Below are 23,241 nucleotides of genomic sequence, written 5' to 3'. Positions count from 1 at the left end.
TTATGACGAACATACCCAAAAACTTCATTACCCCTGCATCGATTGCTACAATAATGATACTGCATACCACAACTACCTATGCGCAAGATGTTGATGTGGAGTTGCAGCTATTAGTCGATGTTTCCGGTAGCGTAAGCAGTAGTGAATATAACTTGATGATGGGCGGTTATGCGGATGCCTTTCGCAATCAATCTGTTATGGATATTATTCTGGATAATTCTGGCGACACTTATGGCAATATTGCCGTGCAGACGGTGATGTGGTCTGGACAAAACCAACAGAAGTCAATGACCGACTGGACATTGCTGGATAGTGTCGACAGCATTTTCAGCTATGCATCAACATTGGAAAATATGAACCGCGCTTATAGCAATGCAACCTATGTTGCCGAAGGCATTGATTTCGGCAGCAACCTGTTTGCGACAAACGGTTTTAACGGCACACGCAATGTGATTGATATTTCCGGTGATGGTTATGGATATGATTATCTTTACGGAGATTATTCATTTTTCAGTGGATTGGATACTGCCACACAGCGTGATGTCGCGCTGGCAGGGGGCATTACCACCATCAACGGTATTACGTTGGAAGGAACCTATGGTCTATCTGGAGGCCAGACTTTAACAGAATGGTACTCCACCAACGTTACCGGAGGAGAAAATGCCTTTGTCATTGCCGCAGATGGATTTGAAGATTTTGAGAATGCGTTGGTCACTAAATTGAGCGCCGAAATTGAGGGCGGATATATTCCGATAGAAGCGACTCCATCCAACCCGATTGATACTGCCCCTGTGCCCATAGCGGGTGGCGGATTAGCGGGACTGATTATGTTGTTGTTTGTCTGGTTGAATCAGCAAAAATCACTCTACTGGAGAAGATTATGTTAAAGACTCTTCTGCCTCACTCTTTGCACAGCAGTCACATGCTCGCAAGATTGTTTGAACGTTGCCACGGGCGACGTAACAGTGTTTCGAGAATTGTTTGATAACTTCCTGCTAAATAATTCTATCTCATTATGGCTCGCCAATGACAATCCTCTCTACGAATAAAACAAATTAACCAAGCACAATCATGTACTTCAGAAGCTCTGCAGATTTTTCTCCTACCCGAGCAGATAACTTCAGACAGCAATCCACACTGCGCCGACTCCCATTCTGGGAAAAGGCCTTCCCATTTTGCTTATATCCCTTCTTAATAATCATATTTTATTAAGCAATAACAATATATTAACTATGGCACGAGCATTGCTCCTACTTTATTAGAACCATTCACAAAAAAAGGAGTTAGTTATGTGCGGAATCGTCGGAGTTGCCAATGGTACAGATGTTCAACCACATCTCATCACCATGCTCAAACGGCTAGAATATCGGGGTTATGATTCTTCTGGTATTGCAGTCGTTGACACAGATTTAAAAGTTGCAAAGCAAAAAGGTAAAATCGCCGCATTGGAAGAAATGCTGGCTGATACACTACTTCCGGGTCATGTCGGTATTGGGCATACGCGCTGGGCAACTCATGGTGAGCCTAATGAAGCCAATGCCCAACCGCACCATCACCTAGGAGTGGCGATCGCCCATAATGGAATTATTGAGAATTATCAGTTTCTCAAGGAAAGATTATCGGCCAAGGGGCATCAATTTCAATCGGAGGCCGATAGTGAAGTTATTCCCCATTTGATTTCGGATGCTTGCAATGCAGGTGATACTCCAAAAGAAGCAATTGCACGGGTGGTCAAGCAACTAAGAGGCAGCTTTGCACTGGCCATCGTTTTTGAAACATTGCCCGATACGATGTTTGCCACCAGTCATCATAGCCCACTGGTCATCGGGCGCAGCGATGTGGGCGCCTATCTTAGCTCTGATCAGGCAGCCATGGCAAATTATGCCGGCGATATCTATCACTTAGAGCAGAATGAGATTGCCGTATTACGTGCCGGAGAGGTCGAGCTTTACGATCGAAATCTTACCGAAAAAACAATCCCGTGGGGTAAAGCAGGACACTGCGTTCAAGATATTCTACGCAGTGGTTACTCTACCTATACGCAAAAGGAGATTTTCCAACAGCCAGATGTGATTCGAGAAACGCTCGAAACACCATTGGATACCTCACTACTAGCACAAGCTTCCCAATTACATATCGTGGCTTGCGGATCATCTTACTATGCAGCCTCACTCGCCAAATACGCATTTGAGCAAATGCTTCATCTACCGGTCAGTTTGCATATTGCCTCTGAATTTCGTTATTACCCGCCCTCTTTTATACCGGAGAGTGTAGCAATTTGTGTCTCTCAATCCGGAGAGACGGCCGATACGATTTCAGCCTTACATTATTTGCAATCGCAAAAAATACCAACCATTGGTCTAACCAATACTGCGCATTCTCAGATTGCCCGTAAGGCTGATGAAGTCTGGTTCACCCATGTGGGTAAAGAAGTCGGTGTGGCTGCCACGAAAAGCTTTACGGGCCAAGTGGTAACGCTGCTAAAGGCCGCAGTCATTCAAGCTGAAATCGTTGGACACGATACTCGTGAGGAACGTCGCCTTTTAAAGCAGCTACCGGAATTGATTCAGCAAACTTTATTGCTAGAACCTCTTATTAAGCGCTATGTATCTGGAATATATGAGAAAAACAATATACTTTTTCTTGGACGAGGAAATGGCTATGCCGCCGCGCTAGAAGCAGCATTAAAAGTTAAAGAACTCAGTTATCTCCAAGCCGAAGCATATGCTGCTGGCGAGTTAAAGCATGGCCCGATCGCTCTGATCGAATCAGGAACTCCCGTATGGATTTGTGCACCCTACGCCTCCGCACAATATGAGAAAATTCTTTCAAATGCAGAGGAAGTATCTGCCCGCGGTGCCGAATTGGTCATTGTCAGTAATGTATCTGCCCCACAGCAAATGGATAAAGCAACATGGATTACGGTACCCGATGCATCGGAGTCGATCACGGCTTTGCTGTTTGTCGTTCTGGGTCAGTTACTCGCTGTGCATATGGCCATCGAAAAAGGATTGGATGTGGATTCCCCACGCAATCTCGCAAAATCGGTAACGGTGGAGTAGAATCATGAGTATTTATTTATTAAAACAATGGGTTCGCACAGGGAATGATCCAATCGCAGCCCTGATATATCGCCTCGCTCGCAGTGGCATACCTTCGATCAGACCCCTGCAAATTATGCTCTATCACCTGCATGTAGGAACACGCACCCTATGGACAGAATTGGTCCGCATTTTCTACTACACGCCTTTGTTTCAGGCACGGTTGGCAAGGCCTTGTCAACAGCTCTACCTTTATAGCGGCTTACCTTTTATCATGGGGTCATTACAAATTAAGCTCGGAAACGGATGCCGCATCTCCGGCAGAAGTACACTTTCTGGAAGGCCAGCCAGCAAGAACCCAATTCTGGTCGTTGGTGATAATTGCGATATTGGTTGGCAAACCACGATTGCCGTCGGTACCAAAGTAGAATTGCAAGATCATGTGCGCCTCAGTGGCAATGTATTTCTGGCCGGTTACCCCGGACATCCACTGGATGATGAAGATCGTGCTGCTGGTCTGCCCTGCACAGAAGAACAAATCGGCGATATCGTGCTGGAAGAAGGTGTCTGGCTCGCAACGGGGGTAACGGTTCTGGCCGGTGTTCGTATTGGCAAAGGCAGTATTATCGGTGCTGGAAGCGTCGTGACAAAAGATATTCCAGCTGGCGTGGTTGCTGCCGGTGTTCCCGCTCGTATCGTTAAGGAGGTCGAAAATGACTGATATTATCGTATTTGGCGAAGATTACGGCGTGCATCCCAGCTCGACACAGCATCTGATGAACCGGTTAGCCGAAAACCATCGCATCATCTGGTTGAACTCTATCGGATTACGTGCCCCGCATCTGAAATTATCGGATATTATAAGAATAGCCCGCAAAGCCATGACAATGCTGACGGCGCGCCTTAAGTCTTCTCCCCCATCCACATCTGGCGATGTCACGCCATTCCCGGTACTGCAACCTTTCGCTCTACCTTTCCCGAATTCACAGTCAGTACGCACCATTAATCGATTCCTGCTAACACGTCAGTTACGTAAACTAATCGGTTATTACGCTCTACAGCAACCTGTCTTATGGACCTCTTTGCCTTCGGCCGTCGATGCCATTTGCCCAGAAATGATACGTACCCTCTATTATTGCGGCGATGATTTCTCTGCCCTCGAGGGGGTCGACCATCAGGCCATCGCAGTCATGGAGCAAGAATTAATTCAACAGGCTGATCTCGTTATTTCAGCAAGCGAGTCACTGCATTCTCGGATGCCGCACGAGAAACGACTTTATCTGCCGCATGGGGTTGATATTGAGTTATTTATCCGTCCCTCACCTTGTCCTCTAGAGTTACAGAAAACGCGTAAACGTGCCTGTTTCTACGGTTCTATCGCCTCATGGGTACGCCTAGATTGGATTGCTTTCGCCGCACAACAACTACCCGAATGGGATTTTATCCTTATTGGTAACATTAAGGCCGATGTTCAGGTGCTCAAAAAACAGGATAACATCATTTTCACCGGACCCAAGCCACATGATGAATTGGTGGCCTATGCCAGTCATTGCGACATATTATTGATGCCTTTTGCAGATAATGAGCAGATTCGCCACTGCAACCCACTCAAACTTTACGAATATCTGGCACTCGGCAAACCGATTGTGACAACGCAATTTCCTGCCATCGAGCCCTATCAATCCTTGCTGCATATCGCAGACTCGCCGGAAGGTTTCGTTACCTGTCTGCAGGAAGCTCTGAAGGAAGGCGATGCAGGTCAGCACCAAAGACAGCAGGCAGTACAATGGGAAGACTGGAATCAACGTGCAGAAAAACTGGAGAAATGGTTATGAAAACTCAACAAATTACCTTTGTCGCACTTCTCTTCTTTTTAGGAGGCTGTTCGCCGCAAACCCTTCATGATCTTATTCCACAGCATCAATTAACCCTGTTGCAGGTTGAGTCCTACGTGAAACCGGAAGGTGGCTTCCTATTGAAGCCTGATCTTGCAATTCCCACCGCACCAGCACCTGCTATGAAGGCACCAGTCAATGTATGGTCACCGCCATTACCGACACAATCTAACATCCCAAAAGAATCGAGAGCAATTTCCGTCTCATCCATGTTGCAGCAAACATTAAAATACGCTGATAGTCAGGAAGGAAGTACACCATGACACATCATACCATCATTGTAGAACGTGTTATCTACCGCATTTTGGAAGTCGCTTGGCGGTGCCGGAAACTGATTATCCGGCCCATGCTGATTATGCCAATACTAGCTCTGATTGTAGGGCTTATATTACCCAAAACCTACGAAATGCAAACAACTATCCTATTTCAGGAGCCTTCTCGCATTAACCCATTCATGGATGATATTTCTATCAGCACCGGATTAAAGGAACGAATGGAATCACTCAACGCTCTGCTGCATAGCCGCCATATGCTTGTGAATGTGCTGACCGATTTAGGTATTATTACTGAAGATGCTGATCCACAAGATATTGCCAGAGAAGTGGAGCGTGTTTCCTCCACATTGAAAGCAACGTTAGATGGAGATGATTTGGTGACAATCAGCGTGCGCCACACGGATCCAGAAACGATGAATATTACATTAGATGCCGTTGCTCGCCGTTTTATCGAAAAAGTGCTGACTCCGGCCTGGACATCACTCAGCAACTCCGAAAAATTCCTGAAGGAAGAAATGAAAAAAAGTCAAAAAACCCTAACAGAAGCAGAAAATGCACTTGCAGAGTTTAAATCTGAACATTCACAGGAATTACCCGTGCTGCATGCCTCTAATGTGGGAAGATTGGCAAAAATTCAAACCGATCTAGCTGAAAAACGCAGCTTGCTATCAGGAGCGGAAGGTGCGGCAGAGTCACTGGAAGGAAGGTTAGTACAGACGAACCCGATCATTGGAAAACTGGAAGAACAGATCATCCATTATAGCAGTGAACTGGCCCTATTGCGCGCACGCTATACCCGCGCGCATAGCAAGGTAAAAGCAGTGCAACGCACCTTAAAACGCTTGCAGGAAGAACGTAATCGTATGCTGGAAATGGATGTGACACAATTGGATCAAGCAGTACAAGTCGCTAGCACCAACCATGTCTGGAATATCACGGTTGATAACGATAAATCTCAACCGTTACTCGTATCGCAAATGGAGCAAATGGATCTGGCTCACACTCGCATTACCAGCCTGCGTGAAGAAATCATCGTGCTGGAGCAGGCAGAAAAAGAATTACAGGAGAAAGTCCATAATTTTGGAGGAGTAGAACGCCAACTATTGGGGCTGGAACGCAAAGCCTCCGTGCATCGTGAATTGCACACGAACATGATGCGCCGCAGCGAAATGGCTCGTGTCACGGGAGATTTGAGCAAATTCGAGGTACCCACACGGGTCAAAATTATCGACCGACCATTCCAGCCACCCAAGCGTATTACGCCCCCATTATTCGTATTTGCCATCATTGGCACATTAGGTGGATTAATGATGGGGTGTGCACTGGCTGCCATGGTAAATGCCGCCGATACAACGATTCGCTATCCCTATCAGTTAGCAGAATTGGCAGGGGCACCAGTATTAATGAATTTGGCTCCTCAGCCAGCCATCCATCTATTTGATTTGGAAAAGACTGCAGCCACTCCGGGGCGTTTCAAAAGATGTTTCATCTCCTTAAGAAGTCAGTCCGGAAATGTAAGAGACTGGATAAAGAGTGCAACTCGTATTCCAACTCACAAGCTAAACCATTACGTGAAAGGAACATTCTCATGGATCAGAACTCACCGTTACCGCTAACCGTACAAATTGTTCAACATCTGCGTCTCGGCGGCATCGAAATGCTAGCGTTAGAGCTCTTACGCAGTCAGAATGGCACACATCTCATGCATCTGGTCAGTCTGGAAGGAAGTGCCGAAGAAGCATTTCAGCATTGGCCACAATTACGCGAATATGCAGATCAGCTCACCTTTCTGGAGAAACCACCAGGAATACACCTACTGACCACTCTCAAGCTGGCCCGGTTCCTAGGTCGACGGAAAGTAAGTAACGTGCATACGCATCATATAGGCCCTCTGCTCTATGGCGGTTTTGCTGCTCGGCTAGCGGGTATTAAAACGCTGATCCACACCGAGCATGATAGTTGGCACTTGCACCATGCACCCACGCGCCGTCTTCAGAAGCTACTGTTACGATTGCTACGTCCGAAGGTCGTAGCCGATAGTAAGCATGTGGCGGATGAACTGCACGTATTTTATCCCTTCCTCAACAGCCAAATCATTATGAATGGTATTGATACGGCACGTTTTATTCCCGGTGATAAACAGAAGGCACGCAAGATGTTTCGCTTGCCTAGAAAAGCGACGTTAATTGGCTGTGCCGCTCGGTTAGAGCCAGTCAAAAATCACGTACTTCTGCTACAAGCACTGCGCCAACTTCCTAAAGAATGCCACCTTGCCCTCGCAGGAAGTGGTAGTATAGAAGAATCACTCAAGCATCAAGCCACGGTGCTAGATGTTGCCGACCAAGTGCATTTCCTTGGGCATGTCAGTGATATGGTTTCTTTCTATCAAGCATTGGACCTGTTTTGCCTTCCTTCGCTACAGGAAGGGCTACCGCTATCGCTGCTGGAAGCACAGGCTACGGGAGTTCCGGTGATTGCCAGTAACGTGGGAAGTTGTCGAGAAGCTATTGCCCCCGAAGCTGGCACACTATTCACTTCGAATGATTTACCTGGACTACTGGATGCCTTTAAGCGGCGCTTAAACCATACCTCATCAACATCAACGCGACCGTTCATTCTGAATCATTTCAGTCTGGAACGAATGGTTTCCCATTACCAATCACTTTGTGCGCCAAAGGCAAAAGAAGTCGTATCATGATGATGAGTATTATATGTGGGGTAATTGCAGTGATTTCTGCTGTGTTGATTGTCTATCACCACCTTATCTGGCCCATACTGATAGTGCTGCTTGCCCGCAAAAAAGCGGATACCCCTTCCCCAAATTCTGTGTTGGAGATATCAAATCTACCGGAGATATGCATCATCATTCCAATCTATAATGAAGCAGAGTTTATCGCTGAAAAACTCTGGAATTGCGCGATGCTGGACTATCCTGCGCAGAAGCTGCGTATCCAGCTGATTTGTGATGGTTGTAGCGATGGCACAACGACTATCGCACGTGATATTCTGAAAAATCCACTCTTTGACCGATTACCCATCTTTCTGGAAATTCATAAGAAGAATAGAGGTAAACAGCGAGTGGTTGAAGAGGCTATAAAGGGCACAACAGAGTCGATCATTGTATTATCTGATTGTTCCGCTTTGCTCTCTATTGATAGTCTGAAGCGCATTGCCACTCAGTTCCAAGATGAGCGTGTTGGGGTCGTTTGCGCTACCTATCGTCTCTTGCAGCCTGGTTCACTCGGAGAAAAGGCTTACTGGCGCTATCAAAAACACATTAAACGTGCCGAAAGCAAATTGGAAAACGTGCTCGGTGCACATGGGGCCTGTTATGCATTTCGCCGCAAGCTCTATACTCCCCTACCCCCACAAACGATCAATGATGATTTCGTTTTACCGATGCAGATTGTAAAGCAGGGCTATCGCGCGATCTACGACGAAGAGGTTGTCGCCGTGGAAATGGAGCAAGCACCGGAGTCTTTCGATTTTCACCGCCGTATTCGTCTGAGCGCCGGTAACATCCAGCAATGTAGTTTGCTGGTAGACCTGCTTCACCCTCGCTACGGTATGACGGCTCTGTCTTTCTTTTCAGGTAAGTTTCTGCGAGCGATCATGCCTTATTTGATGATTTTCGCATTTATAGGCAGCGGTATTGCTGCATTAAACACTTCCTGGAGCTTACTACTCTTTATACCACAGGTGCTGCTTTATGCCCTGACAGCACTCAGTACCATGCTGAACACCACACAGGGAAAACTGGCAAGCCTGCGCTATCTGGTGCTTGGCCACCTCGCCGGGCTGATCGGCACCTGGCGCTATTTCTTTACCCCGCAACAACTTCACTGGCAGGAGACTTCAACATGAACCATTCACATTACGCTTACCTTGCTTTTTCCACTCTTTGTATGAAACGTGTAATGGATATCGTTTGCTCTCTGCTAGGGAGTATATTGCTGCTTCCTTTAGTGCCTATCATTGCTTTGATGGTTAAATTGGACTCACCCGGCCCCGTCTTTTTCCGTCAATTACGCATTGGCGAGCGTTGCCATGATCATACAAAGTTATTCATGGTAATTAAGTTTCGCACGATGGTTGTCGATGCAGAGAGAGAAGGAGCTCGCTGGGCTTCCCAAAATGATCCTCGTATTACCAAAGTGGGAAATTTTCTGCGTAAAACACGGCTTGATGAAGTGCCACAACTGCTCAATGTACTCAAAGGCGAGATGTCTTTGGTTGGTCCTCGTCCAGAGCGTCCAGGCTTCTATCAGAAGCTAGAAAAAGCCATCCCACTTTATGCTGATCGCACCTATGGAATAAAGCCCGGAGTTACAGGATATGCGCAGGTTTTACAAGGGTATGACGAGACAATTGAGGATGTCCGAAACAAGGTTGGATACGACCACGCCTATGCTCTAATGCTACACAGTACATGGGCTGCATTTTGCGCCGATATCACGATTTTATGGATGACAATTAGCGTCGTGGTGCATGGTCGCGGCCAATAATACCAAAACTGGCATGGCCGTTGCTCCTATAGGGATGAGATTAATATTTATTAACAAAAGGAGCTTCACTATGCCACATTGCTTTATTCAACACGACCAGCAAACAATCTTAACGCTTTCTGGAAGTCTAGACTCGGAGGAAGCCTTAACTCTTAAATCTGTCATTGATCAATTTATCGAAACAGAATCCAAAGATTTGACAGTGGATATGGCACAAATCAGCTTTCTCGACTCCTCTGGCATTGGCCTGCTCGTTTATGCCTTTAAGCGTCTGCGCAGTGAAAACCGCCAGATGGCACTGCGTGATGTACAGGGGCAGCCAGAAGATTTGATGAAAATGCTGCGTATCGATAAAGCGATCTCCATGGAAAGTACAAAAGGGGAAGCCGCATGAGAATGTTTTTCTTTATTCCATTATTGAGTTTGCTGGCGGCCTGTCAGGAGTTCCCACCACACGGTACTGGCGGATTTGCGGAGCATCAACGCTATACGCATACAAATGCCTATCCGAGCAGCTTTCACCATTATTCCAGCAACTCTCGTCAACAACGTTGGCAGCGCGATAATCTACAATCCATCAACTGCATTGACCATCGTTTGGCAGAGTTGCGTCAGCAGGGAATCAATGAGCATTATCCCGCCCAACTTTGGTTAATTGAACAACAACGCAACCGCACGCTGCGTCTATTCGCTGGGGGTTTAGGTTGGGACGGCGAACGTGAAGTGCAAAAGCTCTATCGTATGATGGAAAAACTGCAAGCCCGCCTCATCAAACAAGAAAAAATTGAACTAGACCTTAACCAGCATCAGGAGAAAATCCAATGCAATATTTAGGCCTCATCATTCTCTCTCTTTTATTGGCAACAGCGCCAGCACATTCTGCATCGGCTGTAGGCACAGATGGTGATGCCTTAACAGTCAGTGCCGAACATACGCAGCAGAAATCTGCCGAAACCGATCCAATTATCATACCAGAGAATGTTGATGTAGAACCAAAAGAAATCATAGAAGCAGCAATATTACAGGATCCTCCGGAACCAGAAAAAGCGATGATTCCTGAACTTATCATTCAGGCCGGCGATATTCTCTATATTGCACTACCGGGGGAAGAAGGTTTCAATGCTGAATTTCAGGTCAACCGCGCTGGGCATATCCTGCTACCGGAGATCGGCGAGATATCATTGGAAGGGCAAACCATGGCCGATGCAACGGTATCTTTACGCGAAAAATTAGGTGAAATGTTCCGTGATCTAGAACAACTTACCCTCCAATTGAAAAAACGCGGCCTAATCGTTACGGTATTAGGTTATGTGAAAAAACCAGGTACCGTCACTCTTCCACTCGAAGCTAACCTGCAAACGGCTATTGCCAAGGCAGGTGGGCTTAAGCCCGGCGCACAGCTTGATCGTGTGCAACTGCAGCGCGATGGAAAAACCATCAAAATTAATTACAAAGCCTATCTTGATTCAGGTGATAGCAGTCTGTTGGAAACATTAGTCTCACGCGATGTGATTTTTGTGCCCGTTTCTCCGTTATTGGGTAATGTACAGATTGAATTTGACGCTCGCACTCTGATGGAACAGGGAGATGCCTCAGAAGAAACCGAAGCCATTCAAATTATGGGTGAAGTCCACAACCCGGGCACCTTTGCCTATAAAGAAGACGCGAGTGCGTTTGATATGCTGATGCGTGCCGGTGGTGTTACCCGCTATGCTGGCGCCGAGCAGATTCGGATCATTCATCAAGGTGTGCCACATCCTTTCAACCTGAAACGATTCATGGACACGGCAGATCGTAAATTTATGCCCGATATTGCACCGGGAGACATCATCTTTGTACCCCAAAAGGAAAAAGGCATCAAAACAGGCAATCGCACTGTCTATGTGATGGGCGAGGTACATAAACCTGGTGCATTTGAAATTCAGGGCGATATCGGGTTTTTCCATATCCTTTCCAATGCGGGTGGGCCTACTCGCTTTGCCGATACGCGGAAATTGCAAATCATCAGACCTGCTGGCGTGGTAGAAAGCTTTGACCTATTCGCTTTCACACAAGACCCTAAAAGTATCACAGTGCCTACTGTCACTGCTGGCGACGCTATTTTGATTCCCCATAAGACTCGCTCGAATGAGAATAGTTGGCTCAATACACCCCCGCAGAAAGCGGTACAAATTTTGGGTGCTGTTAACAAGCCTGGACGCTATGAATGGTCCAATGAAATGACCTTGTTCGATTTGATCGGCCATGCTGGCGGTCCTAAGTTACAGGCCGATATGGCACATTTGGAAATTGTGATTCCACAAGATGATGGCTCATCAAAGTCTCAACGTTTCGATGTGGAAAGTGCTATCAAGAATGGTTATCAAGCCGAGCAGTTGCCACAGATTGTAGGCGGGACAGTGGTCATGGTACCAGAGCTTCCAAATGATCCATCTGATAATAAATCACAGTGGATTCGTCAGGCACCAGAATCATCGATTTATATCTTTGGTCAGGTTAACTCTCCAGGACGCTATGCTTTCAACCCTGATTTCAGCTTTTTGGATATTATTTCTGCCGCTAACGGCCCCACTGCGGGTGCAGATATGCGTAACATCAGAGTGAACCAACGCAAACGCGACGGCAAAAACAAGATTCGCCATGTGAATTTAACGCTTTATTTTGAGAAAGGCGATGAAAGCCTGCTACCCGATTTACATACTGAAGATGTTATCTACGTGCCGGAACGTAATCCCAATTGGTTGGACCTATCTAAAGAAGATAGCATCCGCGTGATGGGTGAAATCCGCAAGCCTGGGCGCTACCGCTTTGAAGATGGCATGACCATTTTGGACTTACTTGCCGAAGCAGGAGGCCCCACCGGAGCGGCCTATCAAGAGAAAATAATCGTGGTAAATTTCTCCGACTCGAAAGATCAGGCGCGTATGTTCGATTTAGTTTCTTTTGCCAAAAGCGGCGACTTCAGCGCGCTACCGCTCGTGAAAGCAGGTGACACTGTTTATGTACCCAATATCGCGCAAAGCGAGTGGAAACAATTTATGGGCGGAGTGGGTGACATTGTGCAACTACTCTCCATCCCCGCATTACTGGGAGGATTATAAAATGATAGAACTTACCCCAACTTTGGAGCAGGCTCACTCATCTGATGATATCGCCGTACCGGTGCATTATGTAGGGACTGATCCCCTCTTTAATGCCAGTATTGCTCGTGGAGTACGCAGCTTATGCATTAGCGCCAGCGCAGCCGGTGAAGGAGTTTCTACTGTTGCTTATTCTATGGCTAAGCGCAGTGCAGCAGCCGGAAAACGAACTCTGCTGGTAGATGCGAATCTACGTCACCCTTGTGTTGGAGAGCGGTTGGGTGTGATAGAAACCCCGTGGAATGGAGAATTATCCACACTCGATGATGCCATCCACCATTTTGAAAAGATTAACCTATCTATTTTGAATGGCTTGAATCACCCCATTGCTCCGGTGCATTTACGCGACCCCAACGGCATCAAAGCATGGGTTCAACAATTACTCGAGCAATTTGAGATCGTTATCTTCGATTGTGAGCCGCTGGGCGTGCCTGGCTATCAAGGCATTCCAGCCGATGCATTAGCTGCTGGCTGTGATGGCTGCGCGCTCGTGGTGCAAGCGGCACACACGCCACAGGAGCAACTGATACAAGCTATGGCACATCTCAATAGCGCGCAGGCGGCTTTACTCGGCTGTGTACTCAATCGCCAATATTACCCTGGCCTTTCGGTGGAAATCGAACAAGCCACAAACTCTTCTCGAAACCCCGCATTTATGGAGGCATTATGGACACGACTTATCACCAAGCTGCAACATATCGAGGCAATGTTATAATGACAGCGCTGAATATATATATTTCAAATCTCATTAAGCAGGGAATGTACCTCGTACAACTGGTCTTATGGGGCAGTTTAGCTGTCAGCGCAGTCTTATATGTTGTCTCCATTTTTGGCGATTTATTCTGGATATCAGACATGTTGCATAATTTTGCACTCCATTTGCTGTTGTTTTTTGTTGGATTTTTTCTCTTCAGCCTATTGACGGCTCAGCGCAAGCTTGCCTCAATGGCATTGATATTTGTGATCTTGCAGAGTTACCATATTCACCGACAATTGCCGCAATTATTGCCTTTTGATATAGAGGCAGCTTGCACCCAATGCAGCGGCGAAGAAATCAGCCTGTTTCAGTATAACTTGCTCTTTAGCAATCCCAGAGTGCCGCAGTTAGTCAACTGGCTGCTTGAAGATCTAGAGCATGACATATTGGTATTCCAAGAAGCCACAAGTACGCATCAGGAAGCACTTGCACCGCTTAGTTTCGCCTACCCGTTCGTTTACCATCACAAGGATATCAGCTTGTTCAGTCGTTTGCCGCTGGAAAAAGCAGGACATGCAAAAAAAGGGGCTTTTATTGAACTCGTGGGTCAAACCTCTCAGGGACAAATGCCATTCCACCTATTTGCAGTTCATAACGAAGCCCCTAGAAATGAGCAAGCATGGCAGAACCGAAATCAGTTATTGATAGGTGCCGCAAAAAAGATAGCCAATGCACCCATGCAACATAAAATATTGGTTGGCGATATGAATGTGACCATTTATTCACGCTGGTTTAATAAATTATTGGCAATTTCCGGGTTAGAAAATAACGGAACCGAGCAACTGCTAAATCCTAGTTGGTCGCCCCTTACCAAGCGCTCATTCTGGGCAGGCTTACGGATTGATCATCTGCTTACCACCCCCTCTATCAATGTGTTGGCACAAACGATCGGTCCAGATTATGGCTCAGACCACTTGCCTATTATCACACGCTTACAATTCTCTGACGAGACGGTTAAGGGCGAATAATCAGAGCAGTGACATCATCATATAGCAAGTCGCCAAAGTGATGAAGATAGCCATCCCACAGCCTATCCATGCACAATGATGCCGATTGCTCTTTCAACCATGTACCGAACTGTTCTTGCGCCTGCAAGTCACGACTTCCTTCTACCAACCCATCACTATAGAGCAGGAGAGCTTCGTCTTTATGCAAGGTAAGAAGATGCGGTTCATAGGCTGTTCCAGCCAACAGCCCTGGCATCGTTCCTTCTATAGGCAAAGGTTTTGCACCTGTTTTATCAAGCAATAAGGGAGGTGGATGCCCCGCACTACAAATCGAAAGCCTGCCTTGCTGTATAGAGATGATCTGACACGTGATGAAATTACCAACCAGATGGGAATCAGCATCAATCATGTCGCTCAACTGTGCCATCAATATTTCTGGTGACTCATTGGAGTTGAAATGCTTGAGCAATCCGTATAAATAACCGCCATAAAGGTGAGCAAAATATTTTGCCTTGCTACCGTGCCCTGTCACATCGGCAATAATAATCACCTCATCTTGTGGGCGGGTAAAATGCAGCACCATGTCTCCTCCGCCAGCACTGGCCTCTTTAAAGAGTAATTCAGTACTGTAAGCACCTACCTCCACAGGGCAACGAGGTATCATACGATCGGTGGCTTCAGCGTCCAATTTCTCACCAATGGAATGGGTTAGCTGCTGATTACGTTGCAAAATACGCCGTACCGTATTGAGTAATTTATCTTGCTTCACAGGTTTGGGAAGATAGTCATCCACCCCAAGATCATAGGCCTGCTGTTCAATCGCATTTTTTTCATTCGCGGTCAGGAACACAAATGGAATCCCGCGCAAATTAACATCCTGCTCCATTTGCTTGCGCAAAGTGATACCATCAATATCAGGTAATCCGATATCGCATAGCATCAAATCAATTTTTTGTGCCCGCAAGATATCTTTAGCCTGTTGGCCGGTATAGGCCAGTATCACTTCATATTCTGCACCAAGCATTTTACGAATTAACAACGCCATGGGAGAGGTATCTTCTACCACTAAAATAGTAGCAATAGCGGAAATTTCCGAGACGGGTAGCAGGACTGTGAATGACAAACAATTCTGCTTCTCTTCATGCTCATAGCGCACCGCTGGAAAATGCTGTCGCATTAGATACAAGCCCATTCCGCCCATATCTAGTGTTTCAACGTTCAACATATCGGGTAATTGCTGTAACCTCTCGTGAAAATCAGCAAAATACTCCCCATCATCCGCTACGGTAATAGTGATAGAGTTTGCTTTTAGATCTCGCTTTGCGGCAATGCTAATTTTATCGGCCATCGGTGAGGCATGCTCTGCCAAATTTGTCAGCCACTCTGAAACGACGAGCTGAATTGCTTCAATCTGCTTTTCAGCCAAATGATCACTTAATTCTACAGATAATATTTCGCGCAAAGAACGAATTGCCGAAAGGTCTGGAGCACATTGATGTGTAAAAATAGATATTACAGAAGATGATGGGGGCATTTTTTTTCAATCATAGGAGCTATGGTGTTATAGCTACCAGTCTATGAAAAAAATTCTACTGATTTCCTATTATTTTCCACCACAAACAAGCGTCGGAGGTTTTCGTCTCAAACGCTTCGCGCAACATATGAGTCAATGCGGATTGGCTAGCACCTTATTAACTGTCAGAAATCCGGATAAGAAGTTCCATCCTTTTATTGGAGAAATGCCCGCAGAAGGTCACTATCAGAACATACCCGTTCACCGGGTAAAGGAGTGGCCTGTGCGCTGGCTTTGGCAATGGCCGGCGCGGCTAATAAAGGCTGCCGCGAAGCTACTTTCCATAAAGATCGAAGAACATGCGCTGGCATCACGTTTCTGGCATATTGATATGGAATGGGGATGGATTCAGCCCGCTTATCACAAAGCATTGAAACTGGTAGAGACCGAGCAACCAAACGCGATTGTCGTCAGTTGTCCTCCTTTTAGCTCCGCGCATATCGGCGTTAAACTTAAACGACGCACAAACTTGCCGCTCATTCTGGATTTCCGAGATGGTTGGGTGGCTTCTTCTCCCTATTTGCACGAGGTGGCACGCAAAGATGCAACCATTGAACGGCGGTTATTGGAAGAAGCAAACCATCTCATCGTTACCTCCGAGAGTGATTTAAAAGCGTATCGGTCAGTATTGGGCGAAGACAAAGTCTCATTGATCTATAATGGTTATGATGCACCTTTTGCCCTTTCTGCGGATGAAGGAAGCCTACAGGAAAAAGAAGAAGACAGCCAGTTGCAGTTACTTTATCTCGGTGCATGGGGGGTCTTCGGGCGCTCACCTGAAGGGTTGTTACAAGCGCTAAAGGCGGCTAATATTCCTTGGAAACTGATCTCAATCGGCAGCACCAATGAGATCGTTACACGTTATGCTGAGCAGCTGAATGTTGCAAATTCCGTTCAGTTGGTCGACAATCTTCCAAAGGAGGACCTGCCTCCATGGATTGCCAAATCGGATGCGTTATTTGTGATAAAAGGGGCACCGCAGCAAGGGGGAAGAGACACGCATGTTGCAGCAAAAATCTATGATTATCTGGCAACAGGAAAACCTATCTTAAGTCAATTACCCGAAGGCGATAGTAAGGACATGCTCGAACGTTATTGCAATCAGCACTTCGTCGCCCCAGCAGAGGATACACAAGCACTGATCAAGCAATTAAAAACACTCTATACAGCAAAAATGAGCGGGAACTTGCAACGCAAACCCAATGATTCATTCTTGACGACATTTAGCGGAGAACAGCTCACGCAACAATTTACAGATACGATCCTTAAAACACTCACATCCTGACTATCAATAGCTCGTCATTTAAATAAAAGGATCATCAATCTTAATCCAAATCTCCATAACTTCCATTATAGAAAGTTAGGAAGACCCAATTTCATAACCTTGATTATGGAAAATTTGAGAATAAGAGAAATTAGAACACTAATTGTTGAAAACGCTCTTTTAGAAGGCTGAATTCATAATCTTGTAGAATTGAATCTTTAACATCATCAGCAAGTTTTTGTAAATCTTCATCATCCAAAGCAACAATATAGCCCTTTGCCGTAAACTTAACGGATAACGAATGTAATACTCTAACTGCTTATTTCTCGATAACTTACAATGCTTTATATACATCAATAACTCCTAACAATTTAAATGTTAGGTGTCAGCCCCTAAATTTATATATTTTATTTTCACAGTAAAAATATACCCGCTTTTATACCCGTACATAGCTTGGATGTTAGTGGATTATTGAAGGGTCTCAACCTCAGAAGTGTCACATCGCTTTTCCGCCCCTTCAAAAGGCTCAACCTTCAAACGACGATCAGGTCCAACATACGTTTTGTCTATTACAAAAGGCCTAGAGCTTTCAGTTATACGTTCAATCCTGAGAGCTAGGTCTTGAGCTGTAAAAGGCTTAACTAAATACTCGTTTACTCCGGCGTCTCGCGAACGAATAACTCGGCTATGATGACTCGAACCAGCGGTGACGATTATAGGTACAAAGATATCGGGAGACTCGCCGCTTGTTCGGATTTTTCTGGTAAGCGCGAGCCCTTGATCAGGACTCTCCAGCCAATCGGTAATAACTAAGTCATGGTTTATTACTTTGAAGCGTTGGAATCCTTCCTCATATGAATAGGCCGCATGGATTTTATGACTCCGAACGCCTAGCATGGTAAGCATCATCTTAACCAGTTCAAACATTTCGGGAGTTGATTCGACGACCAACACTTGGATGTAATCAAAATCGTAAGCCATTCGCAAACTTTCTCTTATATTATATTATGCTGGCTCTTGTACTTTTGACACACCGTATTCAACTCAACCACTAAAGCATTACAGGTCTCATTCTGATCATCTTTAATGTTCATTTTTATAAGAACTTGGGTTGCCTGTTCGTATGAATTAACAATTTGCAGAATTGTATCGTCAATATCATTGAGAGAGTCAAGTAAATCGACAAGAATATCCGTGATGGCAGTGATGGATTTGAATTGAAAAAAAGCCCCTTGCGCTCTTAGTTGAACTAGACAGTCTAGCATTTTGCTTCGATCAATTTGATCTTTCTTGGAAAGAGAGCCTCTGATTTCCACAAGGTACTTTGCCGCAATGGGAGTAAAATCCACTTCAAACTCTTCAATGCCTTTTTCTGCTCTTGCAATATTTACTTTTCTAATACCACCATCACCTAATTTTTCTTTTAGCTTATTCTTAGGTTGAATGAATCTAGCCATTGTTAGGCCTCTCTTATATTTTCCAACTTTATTTTCTACACGGCTATATTAGCAATTATAGTATAATCCTCATTATCCTTGAGATCATATATTGATTTTTAAATAATGTGATGTGGCGCAAACTATTTTCCACAATATATTAGATAAGGCTACGAACCCACTCTCTGCGTTCAAAAAGTCGTTTAGAAGTGATGCTTTTCGCCGCTAGCAGCCACAAAACTCACCATGATAATAGAGTGATCTTCAGAAATAGAATGAATCTCCTCACCATAGAACCGTATGTCGCGGCGATGATAAGCAGCTTGATGCTTCGTACTATTCCACATCCTGAAATGTCAGCACCTGAGGCTAAGGACTATGAGCGAGGCGTTAGGTTCTCTTACCTCTATAAACCGCTAAAACATGTGAATTTTCGTAGGCTAATATGGTTTCTATTCACCTGGAATTTTGCGGTGAATTTGGCCGCGCCATTCTTCACGGTATATATGCTAAAGACGCTGCAATATGATATGGTGTTTGTGCTTATTTCCCCAAGGCAAGCATCTGTTCACGACCTTGAAATCGATAACGGTAGCGCCACAATTTACTACCTTTGGGGCTAACCTCTAAGATTAGGCCGTCACCATCCGTCATTTTATAAGCTTTTGCTTCCGCTTTCGCGTTACGTATCGTCACATCCGTCAGCTTGCCCATGAATTACCTCGCTTGGGTACTTTCCATTATCTACCCGCAAATCTACCCGCATTTTTATCGGATTGCAATAGATGCAACAGGAAGCTATCGGAGCAAGGGAGGCCAAAACCCTATAATATATAAGGTTTTTTGGTGTTTATTGGATGTTACCGGAAGGGGGAGTGGCGGTGCTGCAAGTTCTTGCAGCAAAGTTCTCTGAATGAGATTCCCTGATAACAGCCTAAATACAGGGTAATTTCCAATTTTTGCAGGGAATTGGGCATTTGCGGGCGATATCGAGGCTCCAACACGTATGATTACTCTCATTTTTTCAGTAAATTCCCTAAAATTCATAACAGGGAATTATCAGGAAAATCTGCACTTAAGCCAGTTCATACCGACCATTCCTTTTTGCTCCCACGAAGCGTACCAATTTAAGCTTCCGTAGCTTCGCAATATCGCGTTTAGCAGTCTCCTTACTAACCGACCATCTAGTTTGTATGAATCCCGAATGAGGATTCGAACTAACACGTAATTCATTCAAGAACCATAGCTGGCGAATGGTAATATCTGAAAGATTTCGTGAATCAACAACATGGTTTATAGGGTCATATATGACCCTATAAACTTCAAATGGGTCAAAATTTCGAGATGATTGTTCATCAAAACGAGTGTCAGTTTTTGTACTTACATTTTGCTGCTCCTCGCTACCAAGACTTGCAAACTTATCGATAGCATTTCGCACTTCTGCGTAATGGTGCATGAGCAGCAATAAGTGCTTTGTATTGGGTATGTTGCGTGCCTGAAACCACTTCTCAATCGTGCGCATCTCTATGCCCGTTTTACGACTAATGCGTTTCACTGCGGAACTCTCATCAGGATGAATACTGCGCAATGCATTGGCGATCAAAGTTGCAATATTTCGCTCGGTAATTTCAGCATGCAATAGTTGGGTATTTTTCGTTAGCGACATGATTGCCCTCTCTTTGTTACAGTAAATGAGGGGCAGTGATGCCTGGGTTTAGATTGATAGCGAGTATTGATTAATGAAAATAAAGGAGAGTTCGTGAGCGAGATTTTTGATGCAAAAAATGAGGTGGTAAAACCTGACCCAACCAAGGCTTCCATTTACGTGCGTATGTCGACCGATCATCAAAAATACTCCACCGAAAACCAAGAAGATGCCATTCGAGAATACGCGGATAAGAAGAATCTCGAAATTATCAAGGTTTATGCTGATCACGGGAAAAGCGGTCTAAAGATTGAAGGACGCGATGCCCTCAAGTGCCTTATTGATGATGTAGAAAATAAACGCGCAGCTTATGGAGCAATTCTAGTATTGGATGTCACACGTTGGGGGCGATTCCAAGATGCAGATGAAAGCGCTTATTACGAATATATCTGCCGTCGTGCGGGAATCGACGTTAAATATGTTGCCGAGCAATTTGAAAATGATGGAAGCCCAGTTGCGACCATTGTTAAGGGCGTAAAGCGGGCGATGGCTGGCGAATATAGTCGTGAGTTATCAGGTAAAGTTTTTGCCGGCCAATGTCGCTTGATTGAGAAAGGCTATCGCCAAGGCGGCCCTGCTGGTTATGGCTTGCGGCGGATGCTAATTGATGAAGATGGATTGACCAAAGGAATCCTAAAATCTGGCCAGCATAAAAGCTTTCAAACGGATCGTGTTATTCTCGTGCCAGGGCCCGATGAAGAAATTGAGAATGTCCGCTGGATGTATAGTGCCTTTATTGATGAAGGAATGAAAGAAAGCCAGATTGCGACTGAATTAAACCGACGTGCTATCAAAACAGATTTCGGGCGTGAATGGACACGTGGCACCGTGCACCAGATTCTTACGAACGAGAAATATATCGGTAATAATGTCTTCAACCGTACCTCCAATAAACTCAAAAAACGCCATGTCGAGAATGATCCCGAAATGTGGGTGAGGGCTGAAGGAGTATTTGAAGCGATCGTCAACACAAGTGACTTCTATACGGTTCAAGGAATCCTAAGAGAGCGCAATCGTCGATACAGTAATGAAGAAATGCTTGAGAAGCTCCAACGCTTGCAGGAACGTAATGGCTGGCTATCTGGCGTCGTGATTGATGAGCAGGAGGATATGCCTTCAAGTGGTTCCTATCAAAGCCGATTTGGCAGTTTGATTCGAGCCTATAAGTTGATTGGCTACACACCAGATCACGACTATCGCTATATTGAGATAAACCGCTATTTACGAAAACTACATGCAGAGCTCTTTGAGAACACGATTAGCAAAATCGAGGCGTTAGGTGCAACCGTGAAACGGCAAGTCGGTTCTGACCTCCTACTGCTCAACGATGAAATTAGCGTTTCGATGATTATTTGCCGCTGTTTGCAGACTAACGCCGGTTCCTATCGCTGGAAGATGCGGTTAGATTCTGGATTAGAGCCCGATATCACCATTGCCATTCGTATGGATGCACAGAATCAGCAACCTCTCGATTACTACCTGCTGCCAGCCATTGATATTGAGAACCCTAAATTGCGCTTAAGCGAACATAATGGCCTCGCACTCGATGCTTACCGTTTCGATGATTTGGAAGCATTCTTTGTCATGACTGAGCGTGAAGCGATTAAGGAGCCAGCATGAGCAACCAGATCGAAATGATCACGATTGATGATATCAATATCCTCAATCCGCGCGTGCGAAACCAGCGCGTCTTTCAAACGATTACAGAGAACATCATAAAAGTTGGTCTCAAGCGGCCCATCACGGTGACTAAGTCAAAGACGGGAGAGAAATCTTACGACCTTGTTTGCGGTCAGGGACGCATTGAGGCATTTCAATCTCACGATCAAACTCATATTCCAGCTATTATTATTGAAGCATCTGAGAATGACGCACTGATTATGAGTCTGGTTGAGAACCTTGCTAGACGACAGCATCGCTCGTTGGATTTGCTGCAGGGAATTGAGGCGTTACAGCAGAAGGGTTATAGCGCGGCTGAAATTGCAATAAAAACCGGTTTGAGTGATTCCTATATTTATGCAGTGCTCGACTTACTAAAACGCGGTGAGCAGCGTTTGTTAATTGCGGTAGAAGCAGGACATATCCCGCTGACGGTAGCGATGTCTATTGCGACTTCATCAGGGAGTGGACAGGCAGCATTACAAGATGCTTATGAAAAGAAACTATTACGCGGCAAAAAACTCCTACTTGCTAAGAACCTCATTGAAAAACGTCAGCGCTTGGGCAAAGGCATGGGCTCATCCTCTGAAAAGCGTAACAACCAGTCAGGCGCAGGTTCAGGCAAAGTAACATCGCAAGATGTGATGGATGTTTATCAACGCGAAGTGGATCGAAAAACACTGCTTACGCGCAAAGCCACTCTCGTTAGCCACCGGCTACTTTTTATCACCCAGTCGTTACGGCGTATTTACGCCGAAGAACATTTTGCGACATTATTGAAAGCAGAGGGGATCGAGACACTCCCCAAACCTATCGCCGAATTACTCGGAGAAAACGTGTGAGTAAGCGACAAAAGAAGCTTAACCTCTCCGGTCGCAAAATTGCTGTGAGCTTTGAGAACACAATGGTTGAGTTGCCATTGGATTCAATCGTTCCAACAAAGGTCATCACCAATGCCGTTTATGCCAGCTCCAAATACAAACAGATTGTGTCATCTATCAAGGAGATTGGAGTGATCGAGCCGCTGGTCGTCACAGAAGATAA

At 45.5% G+C, this 23,241-nt stretch carries 24 protein-coding genes; 18 read left to right on the top strand and 6 right to left on the bottom strand.

The annotated features are described in order from the left end of the window. The first annotated feature begins 2 nt into the window (after positions 1 to 2). The 14 genes from P8P30_01405 to P8P30_01340 all read left to right on the top strand — a co-directional run bounded on the left by P8P30_01405 (position 3) and on the right by P8P30_01340 (position 14,581). Positions 3 to 887 (top strand): DUF1194 domain-containing protein, encoded by an 885-nt coding sequence (locus P8P30_01405; protein ID MDG1286202.1) that lies wholly within the window; start codon positions 3 to 5, stop codon positions 885 to 887. Positions 888 to 1,289: 402 nt separating this feature from the next. Next, on the top strand, positions 1,290 to 3,062 hold the full coding sequence (gene glmS, locus P8P30_01400; protein MDG1286201.1) for a glutamine--fructose-6-phosphate transaminase (isomerizing): 1,773 nt from the start codon (positions 1,290 to 1,292) through the stop codon (positions 3,060 to 3,062). Between the two features lie 4 nt (positions 3,063 to 3,066). After that, positions 3,067 to 3,762, top strand: coding sequence for an acyltransferase (locus tag P8P30_01395; GenBank protein ID MDG1286200.1), 696 nt, complete (start codon positions 3,067 to 3,069; stop codon positions 3,760 to 3,762). Further along, positions 3,755 to 4,876, top strand: a complete 1,122-nt coding sequence (locus P8P30_01390; GenBank protein MDG1286199.1) for a glycosyltransferase — start codon at positions 3,755 to 3,757, stop codon at positions 4,874 to 4,876. The genes P8P30_01395 and P8P30_01390 overlap by 8 nt, the downstream gene beginning before the upstream one ends. Further along, the gene (locus tag P8P30_01385; GenBank protein ID MDG1286198.1) at positions 4,873 to 5,199 is read left to right on the top strand and encodes a hypothetical protein; all 327 of its coding nucleotides are present in this window, start codon (positions 4,873 to 4,875) and stop codon (positions 5,197 to 5,199) included. The genes P8P30_01390 and P8P30_01385 overlap by 4 nt, the downstream gene beginning before the upstream one ends. Next, positions 5,196 to 6,827 carry a hypothetical protein gene (locus P8P30_01380; protein MDG1286197.1) on the top strand — a complete coding sequence of 544 codons (1,632 nt, stop codon included), beginning with the start codon at positions 5,196 to 5,198 and terminating at the stop codon, positions 6,825 to 6,827. Before P8P30_01385 ends, P8P30_01380 begins: the two co-directional genes overlap by 4 nt. Beyond that, positions 6,800 to 7,909, top strand: coding sequence for a glycosyltransferase (locus P8P30_01375; protein MDG1286196.1), 1,110 nt, complete (start codon positions 6,800 to 6,802; stop codon positions 7,907 to 7,909). Before P8P30_01380 ends, P8P30_01375 begins: the two co-directional genes overlap by 28 nt. Then, a complete protein-coding gene (locus P8P30_01370; GenBank protein MDG1286195.1) occupies positions 7,906 to 9,075 on the top strand; it encodes a glycosyltransferase family 2 protein in 1,170 nt (389 codons plus the stop codon). The genes P8P30_01375 and P8P30_01370 overlap by 4 nt, the downstream gene beginning before the upstream one ends. Further along, positions 9,072 to 9,716 carry a sugar transferase gene (locus P8P30_01365; protein MDG1286194.1) on the top strand — a complete coding sequence of 215 codons (645 nt, stop codon included), beginning with the start codon at positions 9,072 to 9,074 and terminating at the stop codon, positions 9,714 to 9,716. The genes P8P30_01370 and P8P30_01365 overlap by 4 nt, the downstream gene beginning before the upstream one ends. 70 nt (positions 9,717 to 9,786) lie before the next feature. Continuing rightward, entirely contained in the window at positions 9,787 to 10,110 is a 324-nt protein-coding gene (locus P8P30_01360) for an STAS domain-containing protein (GenBank protein MDG1286193.1), read from the top strand. After that, the gene (locus tag P8P30_01355; GenBank protein ID MDG1286192.1) at positions 10,107 to 10,550 is read left to right on the top strand and encodes a hypothetical protein; all 444 of its coding nucleotides are present in this window, start codon (positions 10,107 to 10,109) and stop codon (positions 10,548 to 10,550) included. Before P8P30_01360 ends, P8P30_01355 begins: the two co-directional genes overlap by 4 nt. Next, positions 10,538 to 12,817 carry an SLBB domain-containing protein gene (locus tag P8P30_01350; GenBank protein ID MDG1286191.1) on the top strand — a complete coding sequence of 760 codons (2,280 nt, stop codon included), beginning with the start codon at positions 10,538 to 10,540 and terminating at the stop codon, positions 12,815 to 12,817. Before P8P30_01355 ends, P8P30_01350 begins: the two co-directional genes overlap by 13 nt. A 1-nt stretch (position 12,818) precedes the next feature. Further along, positions 12,819 to 13,571, top strand: a complete 753-nt coding sequence (locus tag P8P30_01345; protein MDG1286190.1) for a CpsD/CapB family tyrosine-protein kinase — start codon at positions 12,819 to 12,821, stop codon at positions 13,569 to 13,571. A 140-nt stretch (positions 13,572 to 13,711) separates the two neighbouring features. After that, positions 13,712 to 14,581 (top strand): endonuclease/exonuclease/phosphatase family protein, encoded by an 870-nt coding sequence (locus tag P8P30_01340; protein MDG1286189.1) that lies wholly within the window; start codon positions 13,712 to 13,714, stop codon positions 14,579 to 14,581. On the opposite strand, the gene P8P30_01335 is transcribed toward P8P30_01340, so the two are convergent. Further along, entirely contained in the window at positions 14,568 to 16,094 is a 1,527-nt protein-coding gene (locus P8P30_01335) for a SpoIIE family protein phosphatase (GenBank protein ID MDG1286188.1), read from the bottom strand. The genes P8P30_01340 and P8P30_01335 overlap by 14 nt on opposite strands. Before the next feature lie 43 nt (positions 16,095 to 16,137). Here P8P30_01335 and P8P30_01330 point away from each other — a divergent pair, with 43 nt between their 5' ends. Further along, positions 16,138 to 17,418, top strand: a complete 1,281-nt coding sequence (locus tag P8P30_01330; protein ID MDG1286187.1) for a glycosyltransferase — start codon at positions 16,138 to 16,140, stop codon at positions 17,416 to 17,418. Positions 17,419 to 17,865: 447 nt separating this feature from the next. Here the strand turns inward: P8P30_01330 and P8P30_01325 are convergent, their stop codons facing one another. The 5 genes from P8P30_01325 to P8P30_01305 all read right to left on the bottom strand — a co-directional run bounded on the left by P8P30_01325 (position 17,866) and on the right by P8P30_01305 (position 20,499). Beyond that, complete coding sequence (locus tag P8P30_01325) at positions 17,866 to 18,378, bottom strand: response regulator (GenBank protein ID MDG1286186.1); 513 nt, start codon at positions 18,376 to 18,378, stop codon at positions 17,866 to 17,868. Positions 18,379 to 18,392: 14 nt separating this feature from the next. Beyond that, entirely contained in the window at positions 18,393 to 18,854 is a 462-nt protein-coding gene (locus tag P8P30_01320; GenBank protein MDG1286185.1) for a hypothetical protein, read from the bottom strand. Between the two features lie 182 nt (positions 18,855 to 19,036). Further along, a complete protein-coding gene (locus P8P30_01315; GenBank protein MDG1286184.1) occupies positions 19,037 to 19,180 on the bottom strand; it encodes a hypothetical protein in 144 nt (47 codons plus the stop codon). Positions 19,181 to 19,376: 196 nt separating this feature from the next. Continuing rightward, a complete protein-coding gene (locus P8P30_01310) occupies positions 19,377 to 19,547 on the bottom strand; it encodes an Arm DNA-binding domain-containing protein (GenBank protein MDG1286183.1) in 171 nt (56 codons plus the stop codon). A gap of 361 nt (positions 19,548 to 19,908) precedes the next feature. Further along, positions 19,909 to 20,499: a hypothetical protein gene (locus P8P30_01305; GenBank protein MDG1286182.1), complete on the bottom strand. Its 591-nt coding sequence runs from the start codon at positions 20,497 to 20,499 to the stop codon at positions 19,909 to 19,911. 93 nt (positions 20,500 to 20,592) lie between these two features. Here P8P30_01305 and P8P30_01300 point away from each other — a divergent pair, with 93 nt between their 5' ends. From P8P30_01300 to P8P30_01290, 3 genes are all read left to right on the top strand, one after another. Next, positions 20,593 to 22,158 carry a recombinase family protein gene (locus P8P30_01300; protein MDG1286181.1) on the top strand — a complete coding sequence of 522 codons (1,566 nt, stop codon included), beginning with the start codon at positions 20,593 to 20,595 and terminating at the stop codon, positions 22,156 to 22,158. After that, positions 22,155 to 23,039 (top strand): plasmid partitioning protein RepB C-terminal domain-containing protein, encoded by an 885-nt coding sequence (locus tag P8P30_01295; GenBank protein ID MDG1286180.1) that lies wholly within the window; start codon positions 22,155 to 22,157, stop codon positions 23,037 to 23,039. Before P8P30_01300 ends, P8P30_01295 begins: the two co-directional genes overlap by 4 nt. Then, a partial coding sequence (locus tag P8P30_01290; protein MDG1286179.1) for a ParB/RepB/Spo0J family partition protein occupies positions 23,036 to 23,241 on the top strand: 206 nt, incomplete at its 3' end. The genes P8P30_01295 and P8P30_01290, both read left to right, overlap by 4 nt.

The sequence above is a fragment of the Rickettsiales bacterium genome (assembly GCA_029252805.1).
Lineage (GTDB): Bacteria > Pseudomonadota > Alphaproteobacteria > Rickettsiales > JALZUV01 > JALZUV01.
The sequence above is the reverse complement of the archived record's forward strand: the minus strand, read 5'-3'. Positions and strand labels throughout refer to the sequence as shown.

Coding starts and splice junctions, on each gene's coding strand:
- P8P30_01395 (MDG1286200.1), top strand. CDS start 3,067: ATGAGTATTTATTTATTAAAACAATGGGTTCGCACAGGGAATGATCCA.
- P8P30_01325 (MDG1286186.1), bottom strand. CDS start 18,378: ATGGCTTACGATTTTGATTACATCCAAGTGTTGGTCGTCGAATCAACT.
- P8P30_01350 (MDG1286191.1), top strand. CDS start 10,538: ATGCAATATTTAGGCCTCATCATTCTCTCTCTTTTATTGGCAACAGCG.
- P8P30_01335 (MDG1286188.1), bottom strand. CDS start 16,094: ATGCCCCCATCATCTTCTGTAATATCTATTTTTACACATCAATGTGCT.
- P8P30_01310 (MDG1286183.1), bottom strand. CDS start 19,547: ATGGGCAAGCTGACGGATGTGACGATACGTAACGCGAAAGCGGAAGCA.
- P8P30_01355 (MDG1286192.1), top strand. CDS start 10,107: ATGAGAATGTTTTTCTTTATTCCATTATTGAGTTTGCTGGCGGCCTGT.
- P8P30_01365 (MDG1286194.1), top strand. CDS start 9,072: ATGAACCATTCACATTACGCTTACCTTGCTTTTTCCACTCTTTGTATG.
- P8P30_01360 (MDG1286193.1), top strand. CDS start 9,787: ATGCCACATTGCTTTATTCAACACGACCAGCAAACAATCTTAACGCTT.
- P8P30_01305 (MDG1286182.1), bottom strand. CDS start 20,499: ATGTCGCTAACGAAAAATACCCAACTATTGCATGCTGAAATTACCGAG.
- P8P30_01385 (MDG1286198.1), top strand. CDS start 4,873: ATGAAAACTCAACAAATTACCTTTGTCGCACTTCTCTTCTTTTTAGGA.
- glmS (MDG1286201.1), top strand. CDS start 1,290: ATGTGCGGAATCGTCGGAGTTGCCAATGGTACAGATGTTCAACCACAT.
- P8P30_01330 (MDG1286187.1), top strand. CDS start 16,138: ATGAAAAAAATTCTACTGATTTCCTATTATTTTCCACCACAAACAAGC.
- P8P30_01295 (MDG1286180.1), top strand. CDS start 22,155: ATGAGCAACCAGATCGAAATGATCACGATTGATGATATCAATATCCTC.
- P8P30_01405 (MDG1286202.1), top strand. CDS start 3: ATGACGAACATACCCAAAAACTTCATTACCCCTGCATCGATTGCTACA.
- P8P30_01320 (MDG1286185.1), bottom strand. CDS start 18,854: ATGGCTAGATTCATTCAACCTAAGAATAAGCTAAAAGAAAAATTAGGT.
- P8P30_01390 (MDG1286199.1), top strand. CDS start 3,755: ATGACTGATATTATCGTATTTGGCGAAGATTACGGCGTGCATCCCAGC.
- P8P30_01380 (MDG1286197.1), top strand. CDS start 5,196: ATGACACATCATACCATCATTGTAGAACGTGTTATCTACCGCATTTTG.
- P8P30_01345 (MDG1286190.1), top strand. CDS start 12,819: ATGATAGAACTTACCCCAACTTTGGAGCAGGCTCACTCATCTGATGAT.
- P8P30_01340 (MDG1286189.1), top strand. CDS start 13,712: ATGTTGCATAATTTTGCACTCCATTTGCTGTTGTTTTTTGTTGGATTT.
- P8P30_01315 (MDG1286184.1), bottom strand. CDS start 19,180: ATGTGGAATAGTACGAAGCATCAAGCTGCTTATCATCGCCGCGACATA.
- P8P30_01375 (MDG1286196.1), top strand. CDS start 6,800: ATGGATCAGAACTCACCGTTACCGCTAACCGTACAAATTGTTCAACAT.
- P8P30_01370 (MDG1286195.1), top strand. CDS start 7,906: ATGATGATGAGTATTATATGTGGGGTAATTGCAGTGATTTCTGCTGTG.